Here is a 15,593-nt window from a genome sequence, read left to right on the forward strand (position 1 = left end):
TCCTACTTCACGAGGCCTTCGATTTCGGACTGGGCCGTCTTGAGCGCGTCCTCGGCGGACGCCTTGCCCTGGGTGACCTTGGCGATGGCCTGGTCGACCTTGTCGGTGATCTCGGTCCAGTTGGACGGCGACGGGTTGGCCTTGGCCGTGTCCATCTGCTTCTTGAAGACCTGGAGGTTCGCGTCGTCGGCGAGGTCACCGGAGGTCCAGGCGGCGGTGTTGGCCGGCAGGTCCTTGGTGCGCTTGTACCAGTCGGCCTGGCCCTTGGTGTCCGTCAGGTACGTGATGAACTCGGTGGCGGCGGCCTTGTGCTTGCTGTCCTTGGAGATGACCAGGGAGGAACCGCCCGCCATGGAGACGGAGGCCTTGTCGGCGGGCACATTGGCCACCGCCCACTTGCCCTTGATCTGCGGCTGGCCCTCGTTCAGCAGGGTGACGTGCCAGGGGCCGCCGAAGAACATCGGGACGCGGCCGTTGCCGAAGTCCTTCACCACGTCGTAGCCGGGCTGCACGGACTTGTTGGAGAGCCCCTTGTCGAAGTACGAGCCGTACTCCTTGAGCGCCTTGACGGCCTCGGGGCTGTCGATGACGACCTCGCCCTTGTCGTTGACGATCTCGCCGCCGGCCGAGTACAGGAAGGAGTAGAAGTTCTGCACCGTGTCCAGGCCGCTCGGCTGGATGGACAGGCCCCACTTGGTTCCGGCCTTCTTCTGGTAGGCCGTGGCGAGGTCCTGCATCTCCTTCCAGTCGGTCGGAGCCTTGGTGACGCCGGCCTTCTCGGCCAGGTCGGTGCGGTAGTAGAGGACGCGGGTGTCGACGTACCACGGCACGCCGTACGCCTTCCCGTCCACCTCGCCCTGCTGCCAGCCGGACTGGAAGAAGTCCTTCTCGTTGAACGTCTTGGTGTCGACCGGATCCAGAACGCCGAGCTCGGCGAACTCGCCCAGGTAGCTGCCGCCCATCTGCGCCACGTCCGGCAGGGTGCCGGCGGCGGCCGCGGAGACCAGCTTCTGGTGGGCGACGTCCCAGCCGACCGGGGTCACCTTCACGGTCACGTTCGGGTTGGCCTTGGTGTACTCCTTGGCCACATCCGCGAGCTTCTCGCCCTCGGCGCCCATGGCCCACACGGTGAGCGTCTGCTTCTTGTCCGCGGCGACGCTGCCGCCGTCGGAACTGCCGCACGCGGTGACACCGAAAGTGAGCGCGGCTGCTACTGCGATACCGACCGAGGCGGTTCTGGCGGTGCGGGGCATGGAGGGCTCCTCCTTGAGCAATCCGAATGTATGCGCTGCCTGTAAGCGCATACATCACTCTGCGGCAGGCGTTCGGGAATCCGCAAGAGGGTGCTAGGTCACACTCGTGCAACGTGCCGGACATCTGAATGTTCAACTTGGCACGGTAAGCGCGAAGTTTAAGGAATTGGTGATGATGTGACCGATTTCGCGCGGTTGATCCGTGAGATCGGTGGTCTGTACCGGCATGGGTGGGGCGCCGCACGGGCGATATTGTCGTGATCATGACTTCGTTCGCGCACGACTTCCCCTTCGACCCGGCCTACGGGCGCACGCTCGACGACCTGCTGCGCATCCCCGCGCCCGCCGCCCCGGACGACTTCGACGCCTTCTGGCGGGCCAGGTACGAAAAGGCCCGCGAGGTCGCCACGGAGCCGGAGCTCGGCGCGCTGGAGGAGGTGCGCGACGGCGTACGGATCCACGGGGTGACCTTCACCTCGGTGGGTGGTATCCGGCTCGGGGGCTGGGTGGCGCTGCCCGCCGAGGGGGCCGCGGAGTACGGCTTCGTCATCGGACACGGCTACGGCGGACGGCAGGAGCCGGGCCCCGATGTGCCGCTGCCGTTGCCCGGGGCGGCGGCGATCCTGCCGTGCGTACGGGGCATGGGGGCGCGGGGCCTGCACCCCGGCATCCCGGACGTGGCCAACGCGCACGTGCTCCACGGCATCCAGTCGCGCGGCACCTACGTCATCGGCGATTGCGTGGCGGACCTGTGGTGTGCGGCGTCGGCGCTGCACGAACTGGTACCGGAACTGGCTCCGGGGGTGGGCGCCCCACCGCTCGGGTACCTCGGGGAGAGCTTCGGCGGCGGGCTCGGCGCGCTGGCCCTGCCCTGGGACGACCGGTTCGGCGCCGCGCAGCTGACGGTGCCGACCTTCGGCAACCATCCGCTGCGGCTCACCCTGCCGTGCGCCGGGAGCGGGGAGGCGGTGCGGGGTCACCACAGGGAGCACCCGGAGGTCACGGAGGTGCTGCGGTACTTCGACGCCGCCACGGCCGCGACGCGACTGGAGCTGCCGACGCTGGTGGCCGCGGCGCTCTTCGACCCCTCGGTGCCGCCGCCGGGGCAGTTTGCCGTGCACAACGCGCTGGCGGGTGAGCGCGAGCTCCAGGTGCTGAGCGCGGGGCACTTCGCGTACGAGGGGCTGGCGGCGCAGACGGCGGAGCTGCGGACGGCCCGACGGCGGTTCTTCGGAGCGCGGCCGGGGCGGTGAGCCGGGGCGGGGCGGCTGTGGGATTGCGGCCCTTGCCGCCCCCGGCGCCGCACGTCGGGCTCGACGTGCCGGGCGGGCCTGAGCGCGCCGCCCCCGTCACCCCGTCAGCCGCAGCCGCAGCTCGCGCGGCGAATCACCGAGACCGGAAGCATGAGCGACACCGGCTCGCGCCCGCTGTTGCCCAGTCGCTGCACCAGCAGCTCGACGGCCTGCGCGCCGAGCTGTCGTATGGGCTGCCGCACGGTCGTCAGCGGCGGGCGTACGAGCCGGCTCAGCGGAATCCCGTCGAACCCGGTCACGGCGATGTCCTCGGGGACCCGGACCCCGCGCCGCTCCAGTGCGCGCAGCGCGCCCACGGCCATCTGGTCATTGGCGAACAGCATCGCCTGCGGCCGTTCCCCGTCCCGGTCGAGCAGTGCGTCCGTGACCCGGAGGCCTTCGGCCTGGGTCATCATCGTGGCCCGCATGGCCGGGGCGTCCGGCACCGGAAGCCCCGCGTCGCGGCACGCCTCCTGGAAGCCCGCGAACCGGGCCTCGGCGTCCGGGGAGTTCGCCTCCCCGCCGACGAAGGCGAGACGGCGCAGCCCGTGGTCCTCGATCAGGTGCCGGGTGAGCGCGCGCTGCCCGTCGGCATTGGCGACGACGATGTGGTCGAGATGGTCGATGCCGCGCGGGCCCGCCAGCATGACCACCGGCAGCCGTCGCGAGATCACTTCGAGGTCGGCGGTCGGGACGGTGCCGGCCAGGACCGCGAATCCGTCCACCCGGCCTGCCACGTTCGCGACGAGACTCTCCGGACCGCCCTTGAGCGACGCGGCGATCAGCAGGGCGTAGCCGTGCTGCCGGGCCGCTCGCTCCATGCCCCGGATGATCTGGTCGGAGTAGAGCATGAAGGCGTGGTCGTCGTCCTCGTCGGTCGCGGCCGCCTCGTTCTCGGTGTCCGGGTCCGAGTAGTCGGGGAAGCAGAGGCCGAGCACACCGGTGGTGCGGCTGGCGAGTCCGCGGGCGCTGCCGCTCGGTACGTAGCCCAGTTCGCGGGCCGCCTCCAGGACCCGCTCGCGGGTCTGGGCGCGCACCGAATCGGGGGTGCGGTAGACCCGCGAGACCGTGGCAATGGAGACGCCCGACCGCTCGGCGACGTCATACACCGTTGGGGCACTCACTCGACCGACCGTCCGCTTCTTCTTCCGTACCCAAGCACCTGCTGTTGCACGTACCACCCTCTTTTGAAAGCGCATTCACCCTAGATCGCGGGCCGCGTGACGAGCAAGGCCGTCGCGGTTCCTGGCTGGAAAACAGACAGGCAACCTTGCCTGGAAAACTTCAGTCCCGGGAGGAATCGCGTCCTTGCCGGGCGGCGCGGAGCGCCGCAGCGTCGTGCCTGCGGGCGCGGAGTGGCCGCATAGCCACCGGTGGAGTCGGGCAAGGCGATGAGCACCGGAGGCGAATGTGCGTTCTCACCGTGGCCACCAGTGACGGCGCCAAGTGCTCCGGGCGCCGGATCAGCCGTAAGCGGGCCAAGGGCCGGGCCTCGTTGGGGAGGGCGCGGGCCCTTCCGGTCTCCCGGGGTCCGCTCCGCCGCACGGGTGAGGTTGCGGAGGTGTTGCGCCGTGTCTGCGCCGCCTCTCGCGCGGGGGCGCCTTCAGTGGAGGGACGGAATCAGTGTGATCAGCTGCAAATGCCACTAAAAAGCACATGCGGTCCATCCCGGTGCGGGTGGATCGGGCCGGCCTCGGAGGTATCAGCCATGTCCCACGTCGGCGTCCCGCGGGGGACGGCACGAAAGCGCCGCTCGCTCGCGCTCCTCACGACGGGCGTGCTGACGCTCCCCGTGCTGGCCGGCTGCACCTCCGACGACAGCGGCACCACCGCCGCCGCGGCACCCCAGGACATCGCGGTCGCGGCCCGGAACCTGGTCGCGGCGGGCGGTACGGCCACCTGGGCGATCGATGCCGTGCCCACCACTCTCAACGCCTTCCAGGCCGACGCCGACGGCGCCACCACCCGCATCACCGGCGCCCTGCTGCCGACGCTCTTCCCGCTGGACGCCCAGGGCAGGCCGCAGCTCGACGCCGACTATCTGAAGTCCGCGAAGGTGGTCGAGCGCGAGCCCAGGCAGGTGGTGCTCTACCGGCTCAACCAGCGGGCGGTGTGGAGCGACGGCCGGGCGATCGAGGCGGCGGACTTCGTCGCCCAGTGGCGGGCGCTGAACGGCAAGGACACGGCGTACTGGACCGCCCGCAACGCCGGCTACGACCGGATCGAGAAGATCGAGCGCGGTGCCGACGAGCAGGAGGTGCGGGTCACCTTCGCCAAGCCGTACGCGGACTGGCGCTCGCTCTTCTCGCCGCTCTACCCGAAGGAGGTGACCGGCACCCCGGGCGCCTTCAACGACGGGGCGCGGACCACGCTCAAGGCCACCGCGGGACCGTTCAGGCTGCGCGGCGTGGACCCGAAGGCCGGCGAGGTCACCCTGGAGCGCAATCCACGCTGGTGGGGGAGACCGGCCAAGCTCGACACGCTGGTCTTCCGGGCCGTCAAGCTGCAGGACCGCACCCAGGCGCTGACCGAGGGGAAGATCGACGTCGCGGACATCGACGCCGCGGCGGCGCAGCGCATCGTGCAGGCGGGCCGGGACAAGGGCGGGAACGGGCAGCCGCTCGCCCAGGGCCCCGACTCCGGGACCGGCCCGGCCGCCGCCCTGCGCTCCTGGGCCGAGGCGCACGGCTCGGACGAGACGGCGGCGGCGGCCGCGCAGGCGGCCAGGGAGAAGAACCGGGCAGCCGCCCAGGCGTACGCGGCCGAGCAGGGCAAGCTCCGCGCGTTCGTGGTCCGCAAGTCGCTGGGGCCCGCCTACACCCAGCTCGCGCTGAACGGCGAGTCCGGGCCGCTCGCCGACGACCGGGTACGCCGGGCGGTCGCCCGGGCCCTGAACCGCCAGGAGCTGGTCGACACCGTACTCAAACCCCTCGGCCTGCCCGCCGCACCGCTCGGCAGCCACGTGGCCCTGGCCGGTCAGCCCGCATACAAGGACAACAGCGGCGCACTCGGCGGGCACGACACCGACGAGGCGCGGGCGCTGCTGGCCGACGCCGGCTGGACGCGGGAGGGCGCGGTCAAGAAGCCGGACGGAACCAAGGCGGGCAGCGAAGCCGGGAAGAAGGGCGCGAAGGACAAGGACGCCGCCGGGAAGGACGACAAGGCGGCCACACCCGGGAAGCAGGGCAAGCCCGACGCCGACAAGCCGGTCACCGGCACTGGCACCGGCACCGACAAGCCGGTCACCGGCACCGGCACTGGCACCGGCACCGGCACCGACACCGACAACGGGAGCAAGCCCGACGACAACAAGCCCGGTGGCAACGGGCCCGACGACAACAAGCCCGGTGACCGCAACGGATCACGCAACGCCCCCCAGGTCCTCGCCCCCGCCTCCGCAGCCGCGGTCCACAGCGCCGCCCTGCTGCGCCAGGCCGGCCGCCTGGCCGGGACCGGCACCGCCGAGGAAGCCGCCGCCAAGGTCGCCGGCCAGGACAAGCAGCCGGACGGCGCCACCGGTGCGTACGCCCCCGTGGGCACCGCGGCCCCCGCCCAGGCCCCCGACGCGCGCCGCGGTCCGCTCGGCAAGGACGGCAAGACGCTGACCCTGCGCTTCGTCCTGCCGTCCGGTCCCGGCTCCGAGCCGCTGCGCGCCGTCGGGGACAGGATCTCGGCGATGCTCGATTCGATCGGCATCGGCACGTCGATCACCAAGGTCGCCGACGACAGCTACTTCAAGGACCACATCGCCTCCGGCGACTACGACCTGGCCCTGTACTCCTGGCCCGCCACCGCCTACCCGGCGACCGACGACCGCCCGATCTTCGCCAAGCCCGTGCCCGCCACCGACGGCTCGCTGACGGTCGAGCAGAACTACACCCGCGTCGGTACGGACCACATCGACCAGCTCTTCGACCAGGCGGCCGCGGAGCTCGACGAGGGGGCCGCCCGGGATCTGATGAAGCAGGCGGACGCCCGGATCTGGGCCGCCGCCGGATCGATTCCGCTTTACCAGCGCCCGCAGCTTGTGGCGACGAACAGAAAGCTGGCGAACGTCGGCGCCTTCGGCTTCGGGTCTCCCCACTACCAGGACATCGGCTTCAAGAAGCCGCAGTCCGCCGGAGCCCCGGCAGGCAAGAAGAAGTAGCAGGTCAGACCGGAACCGGAAGCTCAGAACTGGCTCAAGCCCCTTGCCCGCCGGACTCCTCGGCGGGCAGGGTCGGGTACCAGCCGGACCCGAGCCGAATGCCTCGCCCACATGCCCCCACGGGATCTTGCGGAGCCCCACGGATCCCCCCACGGATCCCTCCGCATCCCCCATTTTTCCGCCCTCGGCATCCCCTTTTCACACCCTGCGCACCCACCCGGCGCAGTCCGGATACCGAGGCGGGCGACGAGGTAAGGACGGCCGAATTCCGGTTGAAGAGTGGCTGAAGAGCGGTCTCGCGGATCGGGCCGGGAAGCCCCGGACGCGCCAGCCCCGTACCATGGGGGTAGCCGTGGCGCGTCCGCCCGGCGGGCGTACGAGGACCCGAGAGCGACTGAGACGCCTGATCCCACGATCCGAGAGAAGCGCAAGCCACCCAATGCCCACGCGCCACGACATCCGTAACGTAGCCATCGTCGCCCACGTCGACCACGGCAAGACCACGCTGGTCGACGCCATGCTGAGGCAGGCCGGCGTCTTCGCCGCGCACGCCGCCGAGAACCTCGACGAACGCATGATGGACTCGAACGACCTGGAGCGTGAGAAGGGCATCACGATCCTCGCCAAGAACACGGCGGTGAAGTATCACCCCAAGGACGGCGGGGACCCGATCACGATCAACATCATCGACACCCCCGGCCACGCCGACTTCGGCGGCGAGGTCGAGCGCGGTCTGTCGATGGTGGACGCGGTCGTGCTGCTCGTCGACGCCTCCGAGGGCCCGCTCCCGCAGACCCGCTTCGTGTTGCGCAAGGCGCTCTCCGCGAAGATGCCGGTGATCCTCTGCATCAACAAGACGGACCGCCCCGACTCCCGGATCGCCGAGGTCGTCGACGAGACGTACGACCTGTTCCTGGACCTGGACGCGGACGAGGACCAGATCGAGTTCCCGATCGTCTACGCCTGCGCCCGTGACGGCGTCGCCTCGCTGACCAAGCCCGAGGACGGCACCGTCCCGCCGGACAGCGACAGCCTGGAGCCGTTCTTCTCCACGATCCTGTCGCACGTCCCGGCCCCGGAGTACGACGACGAGGCCCCGCTGCAGGCCCACGTCACCAACCTGGACGCGGACAACTTCCTCGGCCGTATCGCGCTCTGCCGCGTCGAGCAGGGCGAGCTGCGCAAGGGCCAGACCGTAGCCTGGATCAAGCGCGACGGCACGATGTCCAACGTCCGCATCACCGAGCTCATGATGACCGAGGCGCTCACCCGCAAGCCGGCCGAGAAGGCGGGCCCGGGCGACATCTGCGCCATCGCCGGTATCCCGGACATCATGATCGGCGAGACCCTGGCCGACCCCGAGAACCCGATCGCGCTGCCGCTGATCACGGTCGACGAGCCGGCCATCTCGATGACCATCGGTACGAACACCTCGCCGCTCGTCGGCAAGGGCGGCAAGGGCCACAAGGTCACCGCCCGTCAGGTGAAGGACCGCCTCGACCGCGAGCTGATCGGTAACGTCTCGCTCCGCGTCCTGGACACCGAGCGCCCCGACGCCTGGGAGGTCCAGGGCCGCGGTGAGCTCGCGCTGGCCATCCTCGTCGAGCAGATGCGCCGTGAGGGCTTCGAGCTCACGGTCGGCAAGCCCGAGGTCGTCACCAAGCAGGTCGACGGCAAGACGCACGAGCCGATCGAGCGCATGACGATCGACTCCCCCGAGGAGCACCTCGGCGCGATCACGCAGCTGATGGCGACCCGCAAGGGCCGTATGGAGACCATGACGAACCACGGTTCGGGCTGGGTCCGCATGGAGTGGATCGTCCCGTCCCGCGGCCTCATCGGCTTCCGTACGGAGTTCCTGACGCAGACCCGCGGCACGGGCATCGCGCACTCCATCTTCGAGGGCCACGAGCCGTGGTTCGGCGAGCTGCGCACCCGTCACAACGGCTCGCTGGTCGCCGACCGCGCGGGCTCCGTGACGCCGTTCGCGATGGTCAACCTCCAGGAGCGCGGTGTCATCTTCACCGAGGCCGGCACCGAGGTCTACGAAGGCATGATCGTCGGCGAGAACTCCCGCGCCGACGACATGGACGTGAACATCACCAAGGAGAAGAAGCTCACCAACATGCGTGCGGCTTCCGCGGACACCACGGAGAACGTGGTGCCGGCCCGCAGGCTCTCCCTGGAGCAGTCCCTGGAGTTCTGCCGCGAGGACGAGTGCATCGAGGTGACCCCGGAGACGGTCCGTATCCGCAAGGTCGTCCTGGACCAGAAGGAGCGCGGCCGCGCCGCGTCGCGCGCCAAGCGCTGACCCGCGCACCCGCACCCGGTCACTTGAGGCCCGGCCTCCCGCACGCACTGTGCGGGAGGCCGGGCCTCTGCGGTGAGGCAGGAGCGTCACCGCAGACGAATGCGCTCACGAAGACGGTCCTGTACCGGTTCTACGCGGGTAGGCTCCAGTGCGTCGGGGTACTGGCGGGGATACCCGTGCGACCGGGGCACCGAGCGGATCGAGCAGGCGCACAGGCACGGTGATGTGAGCGCGCCGCCCCTCGGATGCGCAACCCGTATTCCTGAGCCGAGCGTCCGGATATCGGGCGTCGCTCTCCGGAACATGTGTTAACGGTCCGTTTCGGGGGTGTCTGTCTGGGATCGCTTTGTCCGCATTTCGGGTCTACGCGTGCGATTGATGTTGTCAAACCGAGACCCTTTAACTGTGGTTTACAGCCCGGCTGTCCTTAATAGTTGGCTCGATGAGCTCGGGTCAATGGGTCACGCACTGTGGGGAGTGCCGACTCACGAGCACACTCGGGGTACTTGGGTGTCATTGCCGTCAGGGGTGTCGGCGAACGGCCAAGGCCCTTCTTGTAGATCAGTGGACTCATGAGGAGGAAACCCATGCGTGGTGCCAAGAGCGCCAAGTGGGTCGCGGGGGCGGCAATCATTGCGCTGGCCGCGACGGCCTGTGGTGGTAACGACGACAACGCCGACAAGGGGAAGGACGGCGGCTCCGGCAAGGCCGGCGGTACGTTCCGTCTGGGCATCACCGAGCCGGTGGCGATCGACCCGTACAACGCCCAGGAGTCCGAGGGCATCCTGGTCACGGACAACCTCTTCTCGGGTCTGTACGAGCCCACGGCCGACGGTCAGGTCGTCCCGGTGCTCGCCGAGTCGAAGCAGGTCAGCGACGACGGCAAGACCTGGACCTTCAAGATCAAGGCCGGCACCAAGTTCAGCAACGGCGAAGTGGTGGACGCCGAGTCCTTCATCCGCGGCTGGAACCGTGTCGCGCAGAAGAAGGCCGCTTCCGACGTCGCCTACCACATGGCCGGCATCGCGGGCTTCGCGGACGTGCAGAGCGGCAAGGCGGACAAGATGTCCGGCCTGAGCGCTCCGGACGAGAACACGCTTGAGGTCAAGCTCTCCGAGCCGGACTTCGAGTTCGACACCAAGACGACCCACACCGTGTTCAGCCCGGTGCCGAAGGTCGCCGGTGACGCCAAGAACGCGGCCTACAACACGGCTCCCATCGGTAACGGCCCCTTCAAGATGGAGGGCAAGTGGGAGCACAACAAGAAGATCACGCTCGTCCGTAACGACGACTACGGTCTGACGAAGACGAAGCTCGACAAGGTCGAGATCTCGATCCTCAACTCCCAGAACGGCACCACCCTGGAGTACCAGGGCTTCCAGTCGGGTCAGTTCGACTGGGCGCGTATGCCCACCCCGCAGCTCGCTCCGGCCAAGGCCAAGTACGAGCCGCTGGGTGAGTGGATCGCCGAGGACACGAACGGCATGAACTACCTCCTGCCGATCACCGACAACGGTCCGCTGAAGTCGGCGAAGGCCCGCGAGGCAGTGTCGTACGCGATCGACCGGGACGCCATCATCAAGGGCGTCTTCCAGAACATGATGACGAAGTCGGCGACGATCCTGCCGCCGGTCTTCAAGGACGTCTACACCAAGGACCTCTGCACCTCCTGCGTCAAGCAGGACAAGGTGAAGGCCAAGACCCTGGCGAAGGAGGCCGGTCTCAAGCCCGGTACCACCATCGACATCGGCTACAACACCGGTGCGGGCCACGAGGAGTGGGTCCAGGCTGTCGCCCAGCAGCTGGAGGACGTCCTCGGTGTCAAGGTGAAGGCGACGGGCAAGCCCTTCGCCGAGCTCCTCGCCGACCAGCAGAAGCCGAAGGCCACGGGCGCCTACCGCTTCGCGTGGGGCGCGGACTACCCGACGCCGGACAACTTCCTGTTCCCGCTGCTGTCCACCGCGTCCATCAACAAGGACGCGTCGGGCAAGGTCACCGGTGACAACCGTGGCCGTTACAGCAACAAGAAGTTCGACGAGCTGCTCGCCAAGGCCCGCGGCAGCAAGGACGCCGCTGCGCGCAACGAGATCTACAAGGAGGCCGAGAAGGTCGCCATGGACGACGTGGCGCTCATCCCGCTCTGGAACCGTACGCAGCTGCGTCTCGTCAACACCAAGAAGTTCGCGGACGTCAAGATGGACTTCCATGAGAACCCGAACCTCGCCGAGCTCAGCCTGAAGTAGCCGGTCGCCGCGCGAGAGCGGCACCGAATTGGGGGCCGTGGTGCTGAGCATGCGCTCAACGCCACGGCCCTTCATGGCCGTCGGGAGCGGTGCGATCCACCGCCCCGCCCCCCAAACCCCACCCCCCCGCATCCGGGGCGAGGGCACTGCTCTGATAGGCGCAGTGAGGTAGAGAGGTAAGTCATGGGAAGGTATGTGGTCCGTCGGCTCGGCCAGTTGGTCGTGGTCGTCCTGGGCGCGACCCTGGTGTTGTTCGCCTGTCTGTTCGTGTTTCCGGGCGATCCGGTCGGACAGATCGCGGGCAGCGACAAGGCACGTGACCCGGCTGTCATCGAGCAGCTCCACAAGCAGTACGGCCTGGACAAGCCGTTGGTCGTTCAGTACGGCACCTACGTCGGCAAACTCGCCACCGGTGACCTGGGTCAGGACTACACCCAGGGACGTCCGGTCACCGAGATCCTGGCGCCGAAGCTGGCCAACACCGCGAAGCTGGCCGTCGTCGCGATCGTCTTCGACGTGTTCATCGGTATCGCGGCCGGTGTGATCGCCGCGATGCGCAGATATTCCGTCTGGGACATGACGGTCACCTTCACCACCACCCTGGCTATCGGCGTACCCTCCATCGTGCTCGGCATGATCATGCAGTGGGTCTTCGTGATCCAGCTGGGATGGTTCCCGCTCATCTCCGACGGCACCGTCAGATCACTGATCCTGCCCGCGTTCACGCTGGCGATCATCGACGCCGCTCTGGTGGCGCAGATCGCCCGGAGCACCATGCTCGAAGTGATGGGTGCCGACTACGTCAAGACCGCGGTGGCCAAGGGGCTTCCCCGCGTCACGGTCCTTTTCCGGCACATCATGCGCAACTCCGTGATCCCGGTGGTCACCTACGTGGGTATCTCGTTCGGAACGCTGCTCGGCGGCGCGATGATCACCGAGACGATCTTCAACTGGGACGGCATCGGGCTGGCGCTGGTCAACGCGATCCAGCAGAACAACAACCCCATCATCGTGGGGGTCGTGACGATCAGTGTGGCGGTCTTCGTCGTACTGAACCTGATCGTCGATCTGCTCTACGCCGCCCTTGACCCGCGTATCCGCCTCGCCTGATCCGGCCGAGTCGTCCGAAATAGGAGTTACACCATGACTGAACTCGTCACGGGCAAGGAGGGGCCGGCGGTGGCCGATCCCGGCATAGCGACGGCGGGCGCCGAACCCGCCGTAGCGCGGGTGAGCCAGTGGGCCGACATCCGGGCCCGCTTCCTCGCCAACAAGCTCGCTGTCGTCGGTCTCGTCATCGTCCTCGCCCTGGTCCTGGTCGCGATCTTCGCGCCACTCCTGGCGCCGTTCGATCCGCTCAAGCAGGACCTCACCAACACCCTTCAGTCGCCGGGCGGCGAGCATCTGCTCGGGACCGACGCGCTCGGCCGCGATCAGCTGTCGCGTCTCATCTACGGCAGCCGGATCGCCATGATCGTCGGTATGGCGTCGATCCTCCTGGCCTGCACGATCGGTATCATCCTGGGCGCCGTGGCCGGATACTTCGGCCGCGCCGTCGACTCGGTGATCATGCGTGTCGCGGATATCTTCTTCGCGTTCCCGCTGCTCATCGGTGCCATCGTCGTCATTCTGCTGATGGGCCGTGGAGTGCTGCCCGTCGTGCTGTCGCTGGGTATTTTCTCCTGGGCCACCTTCGCCCGCCTGCTGCGCAGCCAGATCCTCTCGGTGCGCGAGATGGACTATGTGCACGCCGCCCGGGCACTGGGCGCGAGCGGGTTCCGGATCATCCGTCAGCACATCCTGCCCAACTCGCTGACGGCCGTGCTGGTCTACGCGACCAGTAACGTCGGTATCGCCATCGTGGCCGAGGCATCCCTCTCCTACCTCGGCGTCGGCGTACCGCCGGAGGTCGCCGAGTGGGGCAACATGGTCTCGGCCGGCCGGAACTTCATGGGAGTCAAGGACTTCCTGTGGACGTACCCGAGCCTCGCCATCGTCGTCACCGCGCTCGGCTTCGTCCTGCTGGGCAACGGTCTGCGCGACGCACTCGACCCGAAGCTCCGGTGAGGCACCGCGATGAGTGCAAGCAAGCTGAGCAAGCAAGCCGAAGGTGATGACATGACCAGCGCCGAGACAGCCGGCGTCGGCAGCGGACCGGCCGAGGCCGCACCGTTGCTCGAAGTCCGGGACCTCCACGTGGAGTTCAAGGTCCGCGACACCGTGACCAAGGCGGTCAACGGTGTCAGTTACAGCGTGAACGCGGGCGAGACCCTCGCCGTGCTCGGTGAGTCCGGATCGGGCAAGTCCGTCACCGCGCAAGCGATCATGGGCATTCTGGACAGCCCGCCCGGTCGCATCGCGGGTGGCGAGATCTTCTTCCATGGCCAGGAGATCCTGTCCATGCCGGAGAGCGAGCGCCGCAAACTGCGCGGCGCCAAGATGGCGATGATCTTCCAGGACGCACTGTCCTCGCTCAACCCGGTTCTCTCCGTGGGCTTCCAGCTCGGTGAGATGTTCCGGTCGCACCTCGGCATGTCCCGCAAGGACGCCAAGGCCAAGGCCATCGAGATGATGGACCGGGTGCGTATTCCGGCCGCGAAGCAGCGCGTCGGGGACTACCCCCACGAGTTCTCCGGCGGTATGCGCCAGCGCATCATGATCGCCATGGCGCTCGCCCTGGAGCCGGACCTGATCATCGCGGACGAGCCGACCACCGCGCTCGACGTGACGGTGCAGGCGCAGGTGATGGAGCTCCTCGCGGAGCTCCAGCGCGAGCTCGACATGGGTCTGATCCTGATCACCCACGACCTGGGTGTGGTGGCGGACGTCGCCGACAAGATCGCCGTGATGTACGCGGGCCGGATCGTCGAGAACTCCCCGGTCCACGAGATCTACAAGCGCCCCGCCCACCCGTACACCAAGGGACTGCTCCAGTCGATCCCGCGCCTGGACCACAAGGGCCAGGAGCTGTACGCGATCAAGGGCCTCCCGCCCAACCTGCAGAACATCCCGGCGGGCTGTGCGTTCAACCCGCGCTGCTCCGCCGCGCAGGACATCTGCCGTACGGACATTCCGGTGCTCAGCCCGGTGACCGAGCAGGACGGCACCGAGCTGGTCGGCCGCGGCAGCGCCTGCCACTTCTGGAAGGAGACGATCCATGGCTGACATGAAGAAGGAGTCCGTGGACGCCACCCCGAACGTCACCGAAGTGGAGACGGTCGACGCATCCACCGAGGCGGCGGCCGTGGCCGCCATCGAGGCGCCGGTCTCGAAGGGCGAGCCGATTCTCCAGGTGCGCAATCTGGTCAAGCACTTCCCGCTGACCCAGGGCATCCTGTTCAAGAAGCAGATCGGTGCCGTCAAGGCGGTCGACGGGATCTCCTTCGACCTGCACCAGGGCGAGACGCTGGGCATCGTCGGCGAGTCCGGCTGTGGCAAGTCCACCGTCGCCAAGCTCCTGATGATGCTGGAGACGGCGACGGCCGGCGAGATCTTCTACAAGGGCCAGGACATCACCAAGCTGTCCGGGCAGGCGCTGAAGGCGGTCCGCCGGAACATCCAGATGGTGTTCCAGGACCCGTACACCTCGCTGAACCCCCGGATGACGGTCGGTGACATCATCGGGGAGCCCTTCGACATCCACCCCGAGGTGGCCCCGAAGGGCGACCGGCGCCGCAAGGTGCAGGATCTGCTCGATGTGGTCGGTCTCAACCCCGAGTACATCAACCGCTATCCGCACCAGTTCTCCGGCGGTCAGCGCCAGCGCATCGGCATCGCCCGTGGGCTCGCGCTCCAGCCCGAGATCATCATCTGCGACGAGCCGGTGTCGGCCCTGGACGTTTCCGTCCAGGCACAGGTCATCAACCTGATGGAGAAGCTGCAGGACGAGTTCAACCTCTCCTACCTCTTCATCGCGCACGACCTGTCGATCGTCCGGCACATCTCCGACCGGGTCGGCGTCATGTACCTCGGCAAGATGGCCGAGATCGGTACGGACACGCAGATCTACGACCACCCGACGCACCCCTACACCCAGGCGTTGCTGTCGGCGGTCCCGGTTCCGGACCCGGAGGCCCGCGAGGGCCGCGAGCGGATCGTGCTCGTCGGTGACGTTCCGTCGCCTGCGAATCCGCCCTCGGGCTGCCGCTTCCGCACCCGTTGCTGGAAGGCCGAGGACAAGTGCGCCACGGAGATGCCGCTGCTGGCGATCCCCGAGCGCTTCAAGGGCTCGGACACGCCGGCCGCGCACGAGTCGGCATGCCACTTCGCCGAGGAGAAGGACATCGTCGGCGCGGCGTCATGATGTCCGCCCCGACATGAGCCGGAAGGCCCGGAACCGATTGTTCG

General features: G+C 68.3%; 10 protein-coding genes. 8 read left to right on the plus strand and 2 right to left on the minus strand.

Features of this window, described 5'->3' with window-relative positions:
* Positions 1 to 2 precede the first annotated feature (2 nt).
* The gene (locus tag OG306_RS25105) at positions 3 to 1,253 is read right to left on the minus strand and encodes a sugar ABC transporter substrate-binding protein (RefSeq protein ID WP_371665628.1); all 1,251 of its coding nucleotides are present in this window, start codon (positions 1,251 to 1,253) and stop codon (positions 3 to 5) included.
* 263 nt (positions 1,254 to 1,516) lie between these two features.
* On the opposite strand from OG306_RS25105, the gene OG306_RS25110 reads away from it, so the two are divergent.
* Positions 1,517 to 2,506 (plus strand): acetylxylan esterase, encoded by a 990-nt coding sequence (locus OG306_RS25110; RefSeq protein WP_371665629.1) that lies wholly within the window; start codon positions 1,517 to 1,519, stop codon positions 2,504 to 2,506.
* Positions 2,507 to 2,610: 104 nt separating this feature from the next.
* On the opposite strand, the gene OG306_RS25115 is transcribed toward OG306_RS25110, so the two are convergent.
* Entirely contained in the window at positions 2,611 to 3,669 is a 1,059-nt protein-coding gene (locus tag OG306_RS25115) for a LacI family DNA-binding transcriptional regulator (protein WP_266748325.1), read from the minus strand.
* 584 nt (positions 3,670 to 4,253) lie between these two features.
* Between OG306_RS25115 and OG306_RS25120 the strand changes: the two genes are divergently transcribed.
* From OG306_RS25120 to OG306_RS25150, 7 genes are all read left to right on the plus strand, one after another.
* Entirely contained in the window at positions 4,254 to 6,692 is a 2,439-nt protein-coding gene (locus tag OG306_RS25120) for an ABC transporter family substrate-binding protein (protein WP_371665630.1), read from the plus strand.
* Between the two features lie 439 nt (positions 6,693 to 7,131).
* The gene (typA, locus tag OG306_RS25125; protein ID WP_327258811.1) at positions 7,132 to 9,003 is read left to right on the plus strand and encodes a translational GTPase TypA; all 1,872 of its coding nucleotides are present in this window, start codon (positions 7,132 to 7,134) and stop codon (positions 9,001 to 9,003) included.
* Positions 9,004 to 9,590: 587 nt separating this feature from the next.
* Entirely contained in the window at positions 9,591 to 11,246 is a 1,656-nt protein-coding gene (locus tag OG306_RS25130; protein WP_327349373.1) for a peptide ABC transporter substrate-binding protein, read from the plus strand.
* Between the two features lie 183 nt (positions 11,247 to 11,429).
* Positions 11,430 to 12,356, plus strand: coding sequence for an ABC transporter permease (locus OG306_RS25135; RefSeq protein WP_266748329.1), 927 nt, complete (start codon positions 11,430 to 11,432; stop codon positions 12,354 to 12,356).
* A gap of 33 nt (positions 12,357 to 12,389) precedes the next feature.
* Positions 12,390 to 13,313 carry an ABC transporter permease gene (locus OG306_RS25140; protein WP_266748330.1) on the plus strand — a complete coding sequence of 308 codons (924 nt, stop codon included), beginning with the start codon at positions 12,390 to 12,392 and terminating at the stop codon, positions 13,311 to 13,313.
* A gap of 51 nt (positions 13,314 to 13,364) precedes the next feature.
* The gene (locus OG306_RS25145; RefSeq protein WP_266748331.1) at positions 13,365 to 14,411 is read left to right on the plus strand and encodes an ABC transporter ATP-binding protein; all 1,047 of its coding nucleotides are present in this window, start codon (positions 13,365 to 13,367) and stop codon (positions 14,409 to 14,411) included.
* Positions 14,404 to 15,549 carry an ABC transporter ATP-binding protein gene (locus OG306_RS25150; RefSeq protein WP_266748332.1) on the plus strand — a complete coding sequence of 382 codons (1,146 nt, stop codon included), beginning with the start codon at positions 14,404 to 14,406 and terminating at the stop codon, positions 15,547 to 15,549. The genes OG306_RS25145 and OG306_RS25150 overlap by 8 nt, the downstream gene beginning before the upstream one ends.
* Positions 15,550 to 15,593 lie beyond the last annotated feature (44 nt).

The sequence above is a fragment of the Streptomyces sp. NBC_01241 genome (assembly GCF_041435435.1).
In the GTDB taxonomy this organism is placed as follows: domain Bacteria; phylum Actinomycetota; class Actinomycetes; order Streptomycetales; family Streptomycetaceae; genus Streptomyces.

Excerpts from the sequence above, each read along its gene's own strand:
- OG306_RS25105 (WP_371665628.1), bottom strand. The coding sequence starts at position 1,253 with ATGCCCCGCACCGCCAGAACCGCCTCGGTCGGTATCGCAGTAGCAGCC.
- OG306_RS25110 (WP_371665629.1), top strand. The coding sequence starts at position 1,517 with ATGACTTCGTTCGCGCACGACTTCCCCTTCGACCCGGCCTACGGGCGC.
- OG306_RS25120 (WP_371665630.1), top strand. The coding sequence starts at position 4,254 with ATGTCCCACGTCGGCGTCCCGCGGGGGACGGCACGAAAGCGCCGCTCG.
- typA (WP_327258811.1), top strand. The coding sequence starts at position 7,132 with ATGCCCACGCGCCACGACATCCGTAACGTAGCCATCGTCGCCCACGTC.
- OG306_RS25130 (WP_327349373.1), top strand. The coding sequence starts at position 9,591 with ATGCGTGGTGCCAAGAGCGCCAAGTGGGTCGCGGGGGCGGCAATCATT.
- OG306_RS25135 (WP_266748329.1), top strand. The coding sequence starts at position 11,430 with ATGGGAAGGTATGTGGTCCGTCGGCTCGGCCAGTTGGTCGTGGTCGTC.
- OG306_RS25140 (WP_266748330.1), top strand. The coding sequence starts at position 12,390 with ATGACTGAACTCGTCACGGGCAAGGAGGGGCCGGCGGTGGCCGATCCC.
- OG306_RS25145 (WP_266748331.1), top strand. The coding sequence starts at position 13,365 with ATGACCAGCGCCGAGACAGCCGGCGTCGGCAGCGGACCGGCCGAGGCC.
- OG306_RS25150 (WP_266748332.1), top strand. The coding sequence starts at position 14,404 with ATGGCTGACATGAAGAAGGAGTCCGTGGACGCCACCCCGAACGTCACC.